Source organism: Erythrobacter sp. SN6-5 (assembly GCF_057364945.1).
Map to the genome: position 1 here is coordinate 420,308 of NZ_CP200282.1, position 12,618 is coordinate 432,925.

A 12,618-nucleotide genomic window follows, 5' to 3' on the forward strand; every position below is an offset into this window, starting at 1 on the left:
TAGGCCCGCGCCTCATTCGCCCGCAAAAATCGCCACTTCATTCACGCCGTCGCTGGTCGCCCGCCCGCGGTACATGCCGGTGGTGTTGAAGCTGTAGAGCGCATAGCCATCCGGTGTCACCAGGATCACGCCGCCGCTCCCGCCCAAATCCTTGACCTCGGCCATAACGGCATCAGCTTCCTCCTGCACGATTGCTTCGTCGAAGATGAATTCAGAGGCATGCACGATATAGGTCGGGTTGCCGTCGGTATCGAGCGGCACGGTCGCTTGCGCCGCGTCAATTTCTTTGCGGAAGCGGTGGCGCAGCCGCGAGCATATCTCTTTCGCCACGCCAACCCGGATGAAATATTCGCCAGAACCCGTGGCCGAGACCGCGCAAGAGCGGTTGTCGGCATAATTGCCCGCGCCAATCATGGGGGAGTCCCCGATCCGGCCCCAGCGTTTGCCAGTCATCCCGCCGGTCGAAGTGCCAGCGGCCAAATTGCCGGACAGATCAAGCGCCACCGCGCCAACGGTGCCAAATTTGTGATCGACATCAATCGCGGAGAGCTGACGCGCCTTCATCCGCACCAAAGCCTCGCGGCGATGCTCTGTCGCAAACCATTCCGGCCCGGCGGTCTCCAGCCCTTTGGCGGCCGCGAATTCCTCTGCGCCCGCCCCGCTCAGGAACACGTGGCGGCTTTCGGTGCGTACTTTGTCGGCCAGCAAAATAGGGTTCTTGATCGCCTTGACGCCCGTCACTGCGCCTGCGCTGCGGTCGTTACCAACCATGATTGAGGCATCGAGCTCGTTCTCCCCTTCCCAGGTGAACACCGCACCGCGCCCAGCATTAAACAGCGGATTATCCTCCAGCGGAACAATTGCTGCCTTCACCGCATCGACCGCGCTGCCACCGTCTTTCAAAATCTGCGTGCCGCGATCCAGCGCGTCTTGCAGCGCGGCCTCGTATTGTACCCGCAGCTCCGGCGTGATCCGTTCTGGATCAAGCGTTCCCGCCCCGCCATGGATCGCCAGCGACCAGCGCGGCTCGTTAGGGTCTTGAGCAAAGGCGGGAGCAGTTAGCGGGCCTGCCGCCACCAGACCAAGAAACAAACCCAAGGCGAAGCGCGTGATCGTCGTCTGCATAGGCGCGATCATACCTCTCATGCGCGAATAGGCCAGTCCCAATCCTCAGCCCCCCTTCAACAAAATTTACAACTGTTCGCTTTGTAGAAACCTACACGGCGTCTAGGCTGAACTTCAGTAATGAGGGGATCTCCTATGCAAATTGGCAATTATCAATTCGATCAAGCGCTTGCGATGGAACTGCTTGAAAAAGCAGCGTTCGCAGTCGCTATTCTGGTGGTCACATGGCTGCTTGCGAAAGCGGCTAAATGGGCTTTTGCGACACTCGTCGACAAGGTCAGCATCTTTCAACGCGCGACCGGTAGCGGTGAGAGCATCGGCACATCGCTTGGAAAAATCGTCTCGCTGCTGATCTGGCTGTTCGGCCTGCTCGGTATTCTTCAAGTGCTAGAACTTGATGGGGTCGCGGGGCCAATCAACGAACTGCTCAATAATATTATGAGCTATGTTCCCAACCTCGTTGGCGCAGGCTTGCTGCTGTTCATCGGCCTCTTAATCGCTGGGATCGTTCGCGATATCGCAACCACCGCCATGCAGACGATCAACCTCGACAAGTGGGCGAATAAAGGCGGCGTAGAGAACGTCACCGGCAATTCCACGATTAGCAAGACGCTGGGCACAATCATTTACGCCCTGATCGCTATTCCAGTGGCCATCGGCGCTCTTGGGGTGCTGAACATCGCGGCCATCTCTGGCCCAGCCACTGAAATGCTGAGCCTGATCATGGGCGCGATCCCGAACATCATTGCCGCTGGCGTGTTGCTGGGCATTGGCTACCTGATCAGTAAATTCGTGGTCGGCATTCTCAGCGAATTGCTGTCTGGCCTCGGCGTTGATCGTCCGATTGCCGCAATGGGCTTGCTTCCAGAAGGAACCAACGCCTCTGACGTGTTTGCCCGGGTTGCTCAAATCGCCATCATCTTGTTCTTCGCAATCGCTGCGACCAAGGTTCTTGGCTTCCCAGAGCTGACCGGTATCCTTGATCAAATCCTTGGAACGGGCGGAAACGTGGTGTTCGGCGCGGTCATCATTGGCGTTGGCTTCTTGATCGCTAACCTGCTGGCTAAACTGCTCGGCGGTTCCGATGGCGGTTCGATGGCGAGTTCAGTGGTGCGTTATGCCACCATCCTCGTCTTCACGTTCATGGGTCTTAGCAACATGAATGTCGGACAAGACATCGTGAACATCGCCTTTGGCGCACTGGTGATCGGCGGCGCGGTCGCTGCATCGCTGGCCTTCGGTCTTGGTGGGCGCGAATGGGCCGCCAAGAAGCTGGAGCAATTCGACAAGTAAACCGACTGCTGGCGTCCCCTGCGGGACGCTGGCCTAATCACATGACGGGGCGCGGTGGCTATGTTACCGCGCCCCAATTGTATGTGACAAAGGGATGGATCAAGCATGGACAAATTTGGCGTACAATCGACCACGGATGAAGTGCTGTCCGGCGTGGATCTATCCGGCAAGACCGTGTTCATCACCGGCGGCAATTCTGGCCTGGGTCTGGAGACGGCGCGGGCGATGGCGACCAAGGGCGCTCATATTGTGCTGGCTGGGCGCAATCAGGCAAAGCTTGATGCGGCGAAGCAGGGCATCGTGGCAGAAACGCCCGGCGCTCAGTTGGAGACGATCATTTGCGATCTCGGCTCGCTTGACAGCGTGCGCGCATGCAGCGCAGAGGCGACCGGGCGCTTTGCCAAGATTGATCTGCTGATCAACAATGCTGGCGTCATGGCCTGCCCCAAAGAAGCGACAGCGGACGGGTTCGAACGGCAATTTGGCACCAATCACCTGGGCCATTTCCTGCTGACCAAGGGGCTGATGCCGCTGGTTGAAGCGGGCACAAACAAGCGCATCGTCAACCTCTCCAGCCGCGGCCACCATATTGGCCCGGTTGATCTGGACGATCCCAATTTTGAAGATCGCGATTACAACGAATGGCTGAGCTATGGCCAATCCAAGACAGCAAATGTGCTTTTCACCGTGGGTCTGGAGGACCGCTTTGCCCCGCATGGCATCCACGCCTTTGCCGTGCATCCGGGCGGGATCAACACCAATCTCAGCCGGCATTTGAGCGAAGAGCAGGAGCAGGCATTGATCGAGCGGGTCACCAGCAGCGATCCGAACTTCGCCTTTAAGAGCATCCCCCAAGGCGCTGCGACGCAGACCTGGGCCGCAACCGCGCCAGAGCTGAATGGCAAAGGCGGGCTTTACTGCGAAGATTGCCATGTTGCCGAGATTGACGACCAATCCACCAAGGGCGGGGTGCGCAGCTATGCTCTGGATAAGGGCAATGCAGGCCGGTTGTGGTCGTTAAGCGAGCAGATGGTCGGCGAGAGCTTTAGCGCCTGATCCTTCGTCGCGACCGCGCTACGCCTCGGCCAAGAACTGCCGAACCAGCGCGAACACATCCTTCGCCTCGCGCGTGGGTGTGACCGCCATGAACACATGCGGTGCGCCCTCATATTCATAAAGCTTGGCATTCACGCCCGCATCGCACAGCTTGTGTGTGAAGGTGCGGCTGTCGATGATGAACAGATCGTGCTTAGGCCGGTAAAAATGCGGGTTGGCGGCAATTGCGCCAGTGCCTCGGGCGCAGCATATAGCGGGCTGCACTCAGCGCTGGCTGGATCACGCTCGTCAGCGAACATCGCACCGCAGCTGCGCAAGGTGCCGATCTTCAGCATGATGTCATGCGGCTCCACCGCCTGCATCGCGGGATCCGCCATCGTTACATCGAGCCACGGCGCAAACAATGCGAGCTTACCAGCCTGCGGACCGCCCGCCTTCGCCAGCTGCAAAGCCAGGCTGAGTGCCATGTGCCCGCCAGCGCTGTCGCCGCAGATCACGATCCTTTGCGGATCATGCGTTTCTGCAAGCTTGGCAAAGGCGGCATCAGCTAGCCTGTCCGCACGCGAATAATGGTTTTCCGGCACGACCTCATACATCGGCAAGGTAATGCTAACGCCCGCCTGACCGATCAATTCGGCGGCTAGCGGCCAGTGCTCCTTGAACATCGGCAGGATAAATCCCCCACCGTGGAAATAAAGCATGTGCCAGTCCGCTGGACCCGATTTGGGGTGTAAGGTGACAAGCTTCTGACCCTCAGCCTCCCAATGCTCGATTTGAAATTGCTGCTCAAACTTGGCTAGGCATGGGCGCGTCTTCGGGGAGTTTGCGCGACGCCATATAGGAGGCAAAATCTCCGGCATCATGCGGGAAAACAGCGCTTTTGCGCGACATGATCAATTTGACCAGCCGCATGGTCAGGCTTGCCTTGGCGCTGCGCAGTTCGATCGAGGTTCCGCTAAGCATGGTCTCTCCCTTTGACTCAGGTCAGGACCCATTAAGCACATGACCGTGGCTTGAGCCAGAATCTTTCAGGGCACGGAGCGAGCGACGAATACCTAAGCAGCGGCCGCTCTAGGCGAGCCCTATGATCAGCCCGTCATTGAGCCAGCGCCCCAGCATCGCGCCAGCTCGCATCGCCGCATCTGCGATGTCTTGCTCACCGGCATTGTCGCCCGCTAGCAGCATGCAGATCTCGCCATAGCTAGCGCCGCTTTGAACCGCGGAAAACGCGCGCGCTTGCTCTGCCTCGACCATCACAAAAACTGGTTGTTCGCCTTCGCGCCAAACCAGGCAGCCGCCGGGGCTTTCGAGCGTGAATTCGCCGAGTTCTGCGCCATCTTCACCCAGACTGTTCCAGATCACGGTGAGATCATGCGCCACCTCGCGCGCGGCGGCACGCGGTGCAAGCATCAGTTTCATCGCGCCCCAATCGGCATCGCCAAACTGCGCCGTTGCCGTGCCAAAACCTGTCCCATCCAACGGCTGAACATCCGCTGCAGTCGCCAGGCCCAGCATGGTCCATTCCAGCCAGGCAAGCTCGGCCACTTCCGGATTGTTACCGAACAACTGAGCGCAGCTTTCATCAAAGCCCGCACCCGCATCATCAATCGTCCAGCTGGCAGGAGGATTGGTGATCGCATGATGCGCAGCGACCTGAGCGAAGGGCCCATCGCCGACATAATGCTTCACCCGTTCAAACGTATCGCTGAGCGCATCCATCAAGGCAGAGCGATAATTGCCCCGGTAAACCTGCATTCCGGCAGCCTGTGAATTGCCCCAACCATCGGGCAGAGGCACGTTTTCATCGAGCACTTGCGCCATAAAGGCGGCCTGCTGCTGAGCGAGATCAGCGGCGCTCATGCAGGAACGGGCTCCAGAGCCTCTTTAGCCAAGCCGCGCGCACGCTCCAGCTCTGCCAGCAGTTCGGGCAGCGGCGGAATATTGTCATCACGTTCAATCATTGTCGCGACCGGTACCGGCAGCATGCGCAAAGCCTTGGTATAAAGCGCCCACACCTCGTCGCACACTTCGCGGTCATGCGTGTCGATAATGATATCCCGCTGCTCATTTGCCGGATCATGTCCGGCCAAATGGATCTGGCGAACGCGCTCCAATGGCAGGCCAGCAAGATAGTCATCGGCTGAAAATCCGTGGTTCTGGCTGCTGACATAGATATTGTTCACATCGAGCAGCAGATAGCAGCCCGTGCGACGCGCCATTTCCGACAGGAATTCCCACTCGGTCAGCTCGTCCTCGGGGAATGTGAGATAGCTGGAAGGGTTTTCGAACAGCATTGGCTAAGCCAAGGTGACTTTGCGCGCGATCAATATTGGCGCAGACCGCATCGAGAGCCTCCCCGGTCAGTGGAAGCGGTAGCAGATCATGGCTGTTATGTGCGCTCGTGCGGGTCCAGCACAGATGGTCTGACACCCACAAAGGGTCGATCCGGCGTTCCAATTGCTTGAGGCGGTCGAGATAATCGGCGTCCAATCCGCCCGCCGATCCAATCGACATCGACACCCCATGGATGATCACCGGGTGCTTTTCCCGCACCGCTTCAAGAATGCGCAATTGGCGCCCGCCTTCGATCATATAGTTTTCCGAGATCACCTCAACGAAGTCGACCGGCACATCCCGCCCGTTGCCGCGATCCAGAAAATCCTCGTAATGCGTACGCCTGAGACCCAGGCCAAAGCCGCCAAATGGCGCAATCGTTTCTTGTGTGGTTTGCATATCTCTTCCCGCTATAGCAGAAATTTAGCGGTCTAGTACGCTCACATTCCTCGTCCATTTGAAGGGTCGATTAATGGGCAGACGTGCAAGCGCACCAGACCGCTTGGCGACCGCGCGCTCATACTAGGGTTGAGCGCGCGTTCGCCAGACTTTGAAACATTGCTACGCTGCGGGTTTTAAGGCGCTGCCTTGCAATGCATGCTTCATGGATAGTGTTCGCGCGTGAGGGCGCAGGCGTTACACCTGCCCTTTAACAAATGACCTCCTGCCAAAGAAAAACAGAAAAAAGTGCCCACCTGTAACCATTGCATGTAGGGCCACGAACTCATGGTCAGTCCCGGCATTAAGCTGGACCAACACACCGATTAAGATTTTTGGAGAAACATCATGAACGCTAAGTCAATCGCCACCTTCGCTGGCCTCGCCATGACCGCCGGTATCGCAGCCGGACTTGCATCCACACCGGTTGCTGCGCAAGGTGCCAAAGAGAAATGCTACGGAGTTTCAAAAGCAGGCAAAAATGATTGCGCTGCCGGTCCAGGCACCAGCTGTGCAGGTACATCGACCCGCGATTATCAAGGAAATGCATGGACCTATGTCGACAAAGGCAGCTGCGTTAAAATCAGTACGCCTAAAGGCAAAGGTTCGCTAAAGCCGGTTAAGCGCTAAGCAGCGCGGCGAATTCTAGGAGGAATTTATGAGCAGCGTAATCTCACTATATGACCGGTTGGTCGGGCTGTTATCTGGCCGATTCTTTGAAGGGCTTGCGCTGCTCTTCACCCGTATCGCGCTCGCCGGAGTATTCTGGCGGTCGTACAAAACCAAGGTCGAGGAAGGCACGTGGCTTCAGATCAGTGAAGTGCAATACTTCATCTTTGAGAATGAGTTTGCAGGCCTTCCTTTGCCAACCAACATAGCGGTGCCGATGGCAACCTATGCAGAGTTTTTGTTCCCGATCCTGCTGGTGCTTGGACTGTTCACTCGGTTCTCAGCGCTCGCATTGATGGGCATGGCAATCGTCATCCAGTTATTCGTATTCCCTACCAGTGATCACTTCTTTGGCTGGGCTGTTACGATCATCGCTCTGGCGCTGGCTCTGGTCTCTCGCGGTGGCGGTATCTTCTCCGCTGACGCTCTGATCGCTAAAGCACGCGGCCAGTAACGGGAGACGGGGTTGTGATCGCTGACGAAGTCACCCTTGCCCGCCTGATGGCATCGGCACAAGACGGCGACAAAGCCGCCTACAATGTGCTGCTGTCAGAGGCGGGGATGTGGCTAGAGAGATATTTTCGCCGAGCGCGTGCCACCGTCCCAGCTCGATGATCTGGTGCAGGACGTGCTGCTGGCGATCCATCATAAACGGGCAACCTACGATCCAACCCGCCCGTTTATGCCGTGGATGGCCGCCATTGCCCGGTATCGCTGGGTCGATCATTTGCGCAAAGTGTATAAGCACGAGAGCAAAGAAATCGAAGATGACGATGCGGTGCAGGATAGCGACGAAGAAGTGACGCTGGCCCGGGTCAGTCTTGAGCGGCTGTTTAGCCACCTCAATGAAAGCCAGGCAGAGGCCATCGAACTGGTCAAAATCGAGGGGCTTTCGATCCGCGAAGCCTCCCAAAGAACAGGCCAGAGCGAAAGTCTGGTTAAAGTGAATATACATCGCGGCTTGAAGAAGCTTGCCGCGCTGGTTGAGAAAGCTGATTAAGATGAACACTACACGCGAAAACATGATTGCAGGGCTAGCTGACGATCTGGAACCGGTCCGCCGGATTACGGCTCAAGGCGGTCTGATGCTGGTGGGCTTTGCCACGCTGGTTGCCTTTGCCGTGTCAGTGGCCGTGTTCGACTTCTGGTTCGGCATGTTCGAAGGCAAGGCCTCCTCGTTCTTTTGGGTCACCAATGGCCTGGTCCTATTGCTTGGCGTAGCCTGCGCATTGGCTCTGGTCATGGGCGGATCTCCGCGCGTTGGCCAGCGTGAAAACGCCCCTGGTTGGAGCGCGGCAATGCTCGCTGTTCTGCCAATCACAGTGGCACTGAGCGTGACGACTGGTAGCCATGATCATGGGGAGCTGGTCACACCGGTTGCCTGGATGTGCACCAAGGCTTCGCTGTCTGCTTCATTGCTGGTTGGCTTAGCGTCCATCCTGTGGCTGCGCCGCAGCGCACCGGTCTCGCTAGAGCGGTCCGGCTGGCTGACAGGTACAGCAGCGGGCGCACTTGGCACCTTCGCTTATGGCATCACCTGCCCGGTCGACAGTGTCGCACACCTTGGCCTGTGGCATGTTGTGCCCGTGGCAATTGCGGCTGTCATTGGCCGGATCGTGGTTCCCCCACTGATCCGCTGGTAACGGCTAAACCTCACAGTAATTCAAGCGGCGGTCGGCGTTCAGTTGGCCGCCGCTTTTGTTTGCGCGCCCTTAGCCAACCCGCGCCTGCGTCATTGCCCCTGCCCATCAACGCGCCTATATCGCAAGGCATGTCTTCAATACGGCCCTGGCGCGATATCGAACGGCGGCAATGCCGCCAAATCATGGTTGGCGATGTGCCGGTAGGCGGCAATGCGCCGATCACCGTGCAGACCATGACCAATACCCCCACCGAAGATGCTGTCGCGACGCTCGATCAGATCCGCCGGTGCGAAGAAGTGGGCGCGGACATCATCCGGGTGTCCTGCCCGACAGAAGAAGCGACCGCGGCCTTTAGCAAGATCACCAAGGCTGCGCGCATTCCGATCGTGGCCGACATCCATTTTCACTACAAACGCGCGTTGGAAGCAGCCGACGGCGGCGCCGCCTGTCTGCGCATCAACCCCGGTAACATCGGCAGCAGTCAGCGCGTGGGTGAAGTTGTCCGCGCAGCCAAGGCCAATGGCTGCGCGATCCGCATTGGCGTGAACGCTGGTAGTCTCGAGAAGCACCTGCTCGAAAAATATGGCGAGCCCTGCCCAGAGGCGCTGATCGAAAGCGCGCTCGATCATATCAAGTTGCTGCAGGATCACGATTTTCACGAATTTAAAGTCGCCGTGAAAGCCAGCGACGTCTTTCTCGCAGTGGCCGCCTATCATGGTCTGGCGGAAACCGTCGATTGCCCGCTGCACCTGGGCATTACCGAGGCAGGCGGATTGATCGGCGGGACAGTGAAATCCTCGATCGGCATGGGCAGCCTGCTGTGGGCGGGGATTGGTGACACGATCCGCGTCTCGCTGTCGGCTGAGCCAGAGGAAGAGGTCAAAGTCGGCTATGAGATGCTCAAGTCATTGGGCCTGCGCACACGCGGCGTCCGCGTCGTGTCCTGCCCCAGCTGTTCGCGCCAGGGCTTTGACGTGATCCGCACGGTTGAGACGCTGGAGAAGCGGCTGGAGCACATCAAGACGCCCATGTCTCTGTCCGTGCTCGGCTGCGTCGTCAATGGCCCGGGCGAAGCGCGCGAAACCGATATTGGCCTGACCGGCGGCGGCAATGGCAAGCACATGGTCTACCTCTCCGGCGTGAAAGCGCATGCGATCGATGATGAGAACACACTCGAACACATTGTTAAACTGGTCGAGGAAAAGGCAGCGAAGATCGAGGCAGGCGAAGCCACCGCCTTTGATCCGCACGCAGTCGAGGCGGAAGCAGCGCCAGAGGCTGCCGAGTGATCAAACAATTGTTTGGCGGACTGGCTGGCGGGCTGTTGGTGACCGGCGGCGTCATGGCGGCAGGAACGCTGTCCACCTCGCACGACTATCCCGAGGCAAAGGCCTATGACGTCTCTGAGAGCGTGGACGCCGATGTCGATGCTGCGTTTGAACGGGCAGCAGCAAACGGTAAACTCGTTATGCTGGTGATGGGCGCAAACTGGTGCCACGACAGCCGCGCCCTTGCCGGCTGGCTTCAGACCGATCGCTTCGCCGCGCTGATCGACGCAGAATACGAACTGGTGTTCATCAATGTCGGCATGCCGCAATCAGGCGACGGCCATAATCTCGCGATTGCCCAGCGGTTTGGGATTGAGGACCTGCCCGGCACGCCCAATGTGCTGATCCTGACGGCTGAGAGCGAGCTGCTCAACGCGGACACGGCGACAACCTGGCGCAACGCCGCAAGCCGTGATGAAGACGCGATTTACGGTGAGCTTGAGGCCTGGAGCCGCTAGTAAGACGAAGCCGTTATGAAATCGCGGACGCAAAACCAGCGGGGCAAGCAGCCTGGCTGCCGGTCATGATGACAATCACAACCGGCGCCGATCACAGCTAGCCGATCGTGATATTTGAACCGTGCGGCCTTATTGGGCTTGGAACTCGTCTGGGCTTTCAGCTCTCCACTCAAGACCTTCAGGTAGTTTTCATAGATACTGCCGCTGCTCACGATCTTCAGATATCCGCCATAAGACGACACGGTTCCATCGGCGTCCTGTTTCACCATGACATAACCACCCGGCCCGCGCTCGCTTGCCGGTACAGTCGCCCACATATCCTGAAGCTGGAACACCGGTTGGCGGTTTACGACGCCGTTTTGCGCAACGGAATGAAGGGTCGTCGGCGTATCCGGATTGCCAGGCCAAACCAGTATCAACAGCGGATCGCGGCCTTCCCTCGCGCTAATATTGCCTGAGAAGCAGGGATTGCCTTTCTCCTGATACCCGAACCTGTCCACCGCGATGCTCAATCCCGTTGCGCTGCTCGGCTGCATTTCGCGGCGTTTTTTGCCCTCGGCAATGCAACTGCGCAAATGCTGTCTGGTGGCCTGTTGTTTCTTGAGGAAATCCTCGATCAGTGCGTCACCGCGCGCCTTTTCAGACGTCCGGCCAGTCCAGTTAACCGAAAGTGCCCAAGTGAGCATATTGCATGCCATGATGCTCTCTGAAATCTTAACTCCGCTGCTACCGGGCTGATAATCATAGGTCACTTTAACGCAGGCAATTGGCTCACCGGCGAAATCCATCCTGACTTCTTGAACATCGCTTTTTGCCGCGATCTTCCCCCTTCTTCGATACTGGCAGAAATACGTTCAACCATTGTCGAAGGGGTCTCATCCCGGTCGAACGGCCTGAAATTGAAGCTGGTTCGGATGGTCTTGCCATCGCCATAACTGCAGGCAACCGAATGCCCCTGGATGGTGTATTGCCTCCGCACATTCAGCGGCACACCAGAGGTCTCCACCGGACACTTCATGCTGGTTAGCCAGTGAACATAGGCATCACCCGATTGGATGAAGGCCTGCGCCGCATCGTTTTTCACCGGCTGAGCATAAAGCGAGCTGCCCGGCCGCGCCGCATCATATTGTGCCGACGCCTGTGACGCTGGCAGGCAAATCGCTGCTCCGCTGACCATTATTGTTGCGATAATATGTTTCATTACGACGCTCCCCAAAAACTATCCTAAAGGAACATTCGCTTAATGAACAATGTCTTAATGGCCGCATATTGACTTGAGCAAAGAGGCTCGCGAGTGATGCCAGGGTGCTCCACGTCGTTCATCACGCAGACTACATGGCCCCTCGTCCAGAGCGCGGCACCTTCAAATTCGACAAATATTATCTCGTCATGGAGGCGCTCAGGGAATTTGGGCGAGAGAGCGGCGCGGCGATCACGGAGCATGCGCCTTTGCCGATCCCGCGCGAATGGCTGGAGGCGGTGCACGATCCGGCCTATGTCGAGGAGGTTTTCACCGCCAGCGTCCCGCGCGAAAAGGAACGCCGCATCGGCTTTCCCGTCACCCCGCACATCGCCAGCCGCGTCGCTCACACCAATGGCGGAACGTGGCTCGCGGCGAAGCTGGCAATGGAGCACGGATATGCCGCAAACAGCGCCGCGGGCAGCCACCATGCGCTGGAGAACACAGGCGCGGGTTACTGCGTGTTCAACGATCTGGCCGTCGCCTCCAACCGCCTGATTGCGGAAGGGGACGCGGCGCGCATATTGATCGTCGATCTCGACGTGCATCAGGGCGATGGCACCGCTAGCCTCACCGCGCTACGCGATGATATTTTCACGCTGTCGCTGCATGCGGAGAAGAATTTCCCGGTGCGAAAGGCACGCTCTAATCTGGATGTGCCGCTGCCCGATGGTGTGGACGATGATGGCTATATGGCGGCGCTGACGCTGCATTTGCCCCGCGTTTTTACCGAGTTTACGCCCGATTTTGTGTTTTATCAGGCGGGCGTTGATCCCCATGCAGAGGACAAGCTCGGGCGGCTGGCGCTGTCGGACGAGGGGCTGATCATGCGGGACCGCTATGTCGTGCGCGAGGCGCGGTCACGGGGCCTTCCTGTGGCCAGCGCGCTGGGCGGCGGGTACGGCGATGATCAGGCGGAAATTGGTGCGCGCCACGCCCGGTCCATGCTGGCGATGGCGGATGAAAACGCGCGTGTTTCCGCGCGCGCGCCGCTCTTTAGAGAGGCTTAATCTCGCCCCGCTAAGCTGCGTGGT

The 12,618-nt window shown here is 58.4% G+C and carries 14 protein-coding genes and 2 pseudogenes; 9 read left to right on the forward strand and 7 right to left on the reverse strand.

Translation table 11 applies throughout. The features are described from left to right. Positions 1-12: 12 nt before the first annotated feature. Positions 13-1,125 (reverse strand): isoaspartyl peptidase/L-asparaginase family protein, encoded by a 1,113-nt coding sequence (locus tag AC0V6Z_RS01990; RefSeq protein WP_486176424.1) that lies wholly within the window; start codon positions 1,123-1,125, stop codon positions 13-15. 135 nt (positions 1,126-1,260) lie between these two features. Between AC0V6Z_RS01990 and AC0V6Z_RS01995 the strand changes: the two genes are divergently transcribed. Continuing rightward, positions 1,261-2,418, forward strand: coding sequence for a mechanosensitive ion channel (locus tag AC0V6Z_RS01995; protein WP_472639748.1), 1,158 nt, complete (start codon positions 1,261-1,263; stop codon positions 2,416-2,418). Positions 2,419-2,523: 105 nt separating this feature from the next. After that, positions 2,524-3,474 (forward strand): SDR family NAD(P)-dependent oxidoreductase, encoded by a 951-nt coding sequence (locus tag AC0V6Z_RS02000; protein WP_472639749.1) that lies wholly within the window; start codon positions 2,524-2,526, stop codon positions 3,472-3,474. 131 nt (positions 3,475-3,605) lie between these two features. Here AC0V6Z_RS02000 and AC0V6Z_RS02005 read toward each other — a convergent pair whose 3' ends face one another. The 4 genes and pseudogenes from AC0V6Z_RS02005 to bufB all read right to left on the reverse strand — a co-directional run bounded on the left by AC0V6Z_RS02005 (position 3,606) and on the right by bufB (position 6,207). Then, positions 3,606-4,175 carry an alpha/beta hydrolase fold domain-containing protein gene (locus AC0V6Z_RS02005; RefSeq protein WP_472639750.1) on the reverse strand — a complete coding sequence of 190 codons (570 nt, stop codon included), beginning with the start codon at positions 4,173-4,175 and terminating at the stop codon, positions 3,606-3,608. Between the two features lie 85 nt (positions 4,176-4,260). After that, positions 4,261-4,437, reverse strand: coding sequence for a hypothetical protein (locus AC0V6Z_RS02010; RefSeq protein ID WP_472639751.1), 177 nt, complete (start codon positions 4,435-4,437; stop codon positions 4,261-4,263). A gap of 108 nt (positions 4,438-4,545) precedes the next feature. After that, complete coding sequence (locus tag AC0V6Z_RS02015; RefSeq protein WP_472639752.1) at positions 4,546-5,334, reverse strand: HvfC/BufC family peptide modification chaperone; 789 nt, start codon at positions 5,332-5,334, stop codon at positions 4,546-4,548. After that, positions 5,331-6,207, reverse strand: a pseudogene (gene bufB, locus AC0V6Z_RS02020) (MNIO family bufferin maturase). Before bufB ends, AC0V6Z_RS02015 begins: the two are co-directional and overlap by 4 nt. 387 nt (positions 6,208-6,594) lie before the next feature. Here bufB and AC0V6Z_RS02025 point away from each other — a divergent pair. The 6 genes and pseudogenes from AC0V6Z_RS02025 to AC0V6Z_RS02050 all read left to right on the forward strand — a co-directional run bounded on the left by AC0V6Z_RS02025 (position 6,595) and on the right by AC0V6Z_RS02050 (position 10,344). Beyond that, positions 6,595-6,876 (forward strand): BufA1 family periplasmic bufferin-type metallophore, encoded by a 282-nt coding sequence (locus tag AC0V6Z_RS02025; RefSeq protein WP_472639753.1) that lies wholly within the window; start codon positions 6,595-6,597, stop codon positions 6,874-6,876. A gap of 28 nt (positions 6,877-6,904) precedes the next feature. Further along, positions 6,905-7,369, forward strand: coding sequence for a DoxX family protein (locus AC0V6Z_RS02030; protein WP_472639754.1), 465 nt, complete (start codon positions 6,905-6,907; stop codon positions 7,367-7,369). A 14-nt stretch (positions 7,370-7,383) separates the two neighbouring features. Continuing rightward, positions 7,384-7,915: pseudogene (locus AC0V6Z_RS02035) on the forward strand (sigma-70 family RNA polymerase sigma factor). Position 7,916: 1 nt separating this feature from the next. Next, positions 7,917-8,558, forward strand: a complete 642-nt coding sequence (locus tag AC0V6Z_RS02040) for an NrsF family protein (RefSeq protein WP_472639755.1) — start codon at positions 7,917-7,919, stop codon at positions 8,556-8,558. 128 nt (positions 8,559-8,686) lie between these two features. Next, complete coding sequence (ispG, locus tag AC0V6Z_RS02045) at positions 8,687-9,847, forward strand: flavodoxin-dependent (E)-4-hydroxy-3-methylbut-2-enyl-diphosphate synthase (protein WP_472639756.1); 1,161 nt, start codon at positions 8,687-8,689, stop codon at positions 9,845-9,847. Further along, positions 9,844-10,344 carry a thioredoxin family protein gene (locus AC0V6Z_RS02050; protein ID WP_472639757.1) on the forward strand — a complete coding sequence of 167 codons (501 nt, stop codon included), beginning with the start codon at positions 9,844-9,846 and terminating at the stop codon, positions 10,342-10,344. The genes ispG and AC0V6Z_RS02050 overlap by 4 nt, the downstream gene beginning before the upstream one ends. Here the strand turns inward: AC0V6Z_RS02050 and AC0V6Z_RS02055 are convergent. Together AC0V6Z_RS02055 and AC0V6Z_RS02060 are read right to left on the reverse strand one after the other, a co-directional pair. Then, entirely contained in the window at positions 10,341-11,132 is a 792-nt protein-coding gene (locus AC0V6Z_RS02055) for a hypothetical protein (RefSeq protein WP_472639758.1), read from the reverse strand. The two genes, AC0V6Z_RS02050 and AC0V6Z_RS02055, sit on opposite strands and share 4 nt — an antisense overlap. Beyond that, entirely contained in the window at positions 11,093-11,545 is a 453-nt protein-coding gene (locus AC0V6Z_RS02060) for a hypothetical protein (protein ID WP_472639759.1), read from the reverse strand. The genes AC0V6Z_RS02055 and AC0V6Z_RS02060 overlap by 40 nt, the downstream gene beginning before the upstream one ends. 134 nt (positions 11,546-11,679) lie before the next feature. Between AC0V6Z_RS02060 and AC0V6Z_RS02065 the strand changes: the two genes are divergently transcribed. Beyond that, positions 11,680-12,594, forward strand: a complete 915-nt coding sequence (locus AC0V6Z_RS02065; protein ID WP_472639760.1) for a histone deacetylase family protein — start codon at positions 11,680-11,682, stop codon at positions 12,592-12,594. The last annotated feature ends 24 nt before the right edge of the window (positions 12,595-12,618 follow it).

Bases quoted from the DNA above. Each gene is read 5' to 3' on its own strand.
- AC0V6Z_RS02060 (WP_472639759.1), bottom strand. From the start codon at position 11,545: ATGAAACATATTATCGCAACAATAATGGTCAGCGGAGCAGCGATTTGC.
- AC0V6Z_RS02015 (WP_472639752.1), bottom strand. From the start codon at position 5,334: ATGAGCGCCGCTGATCTCGCTCAGCAGCAGGCCGCCTTTATGGCGCAA.
- AC0V6Z_RS02055 (WP_472639758.1), bottom strand. From the start codon at position 11,132: ATGGATTTCGCCGGTGAGCCAATTGCCTGCGTTAAAGTGACCTATGAT.
- AC0V6Z_RS02040 (WP_472639755.1), top strand. From the start codon at position 7,917: ATGAACACTACACGCGAAAACATGATTGCAGGGCTAGCTGACGATCTG.
- AC0V6Z_RS01990 (WP_486176424.1), bottom strand. From the start codon at position 1,125: ATGCAGACGACGATCACGCGCTTCGCCTTGGGTTTGTTTCTTGGTCTG.
- AC0V6Z_RS02065 (WP_472639760.1), top strand. From the start codon at position 11,680: ATGGCCCCTCGTCCAGAGCGCGGCACCTTCAAATTCGACAAATATTAT.
- ispG (WP_472639756.1), top strand. From the start codon at position 8,687: ATGTCTTCAATACGGCCCTGGCGCGATATCGAACGGCGGCAATGCCGC.
- AC0V6Z_RS02005 (WP_472639750.1), bottom strand. From the start codon at position 4,175: ATGCTTTATTTCCACGGTGGGGGATTTATCCTGCCGATGTTCAAGGAG.
- AC0V6Z_RS02000 (WP_472639749.1), top strand. From the start codon at position 2,524: ATGGACAAATTTGGCGTACAATCGACCACGGATGAAGTGCTGTCCGGC.
- AC0V6Z_RS01995 (WP_472639748.1), top strand. From the start codon at position 1,261: ATGCAAATTGGCAATTATCAATTCGATCAAGCGCTTGCGATGGAACTG.
- AC0V6Z_RS02010 (WP_472639751.1), bottom strand. From the start codon at position 4,437: ATGCTTAGCGGAACCTCGATCGAACTGCGCAGCGCCAAGGCAAGCCTG.
- AC0V6Z_RS02025 (WP_472639753.1), top strand. From the start codon at position 6,595: ATGAACGCTAAGTCAATCGCCACCTTCGCTGGCCTCGCCATGACCGCC.
- AC0V6Z_RS02030 (WP_472639754.1), top strand. From the start codon at position 6,905: ATGAGCAGCGTAATCTCACTATATGACCGGTTGGTCGGGCTGTTATCT.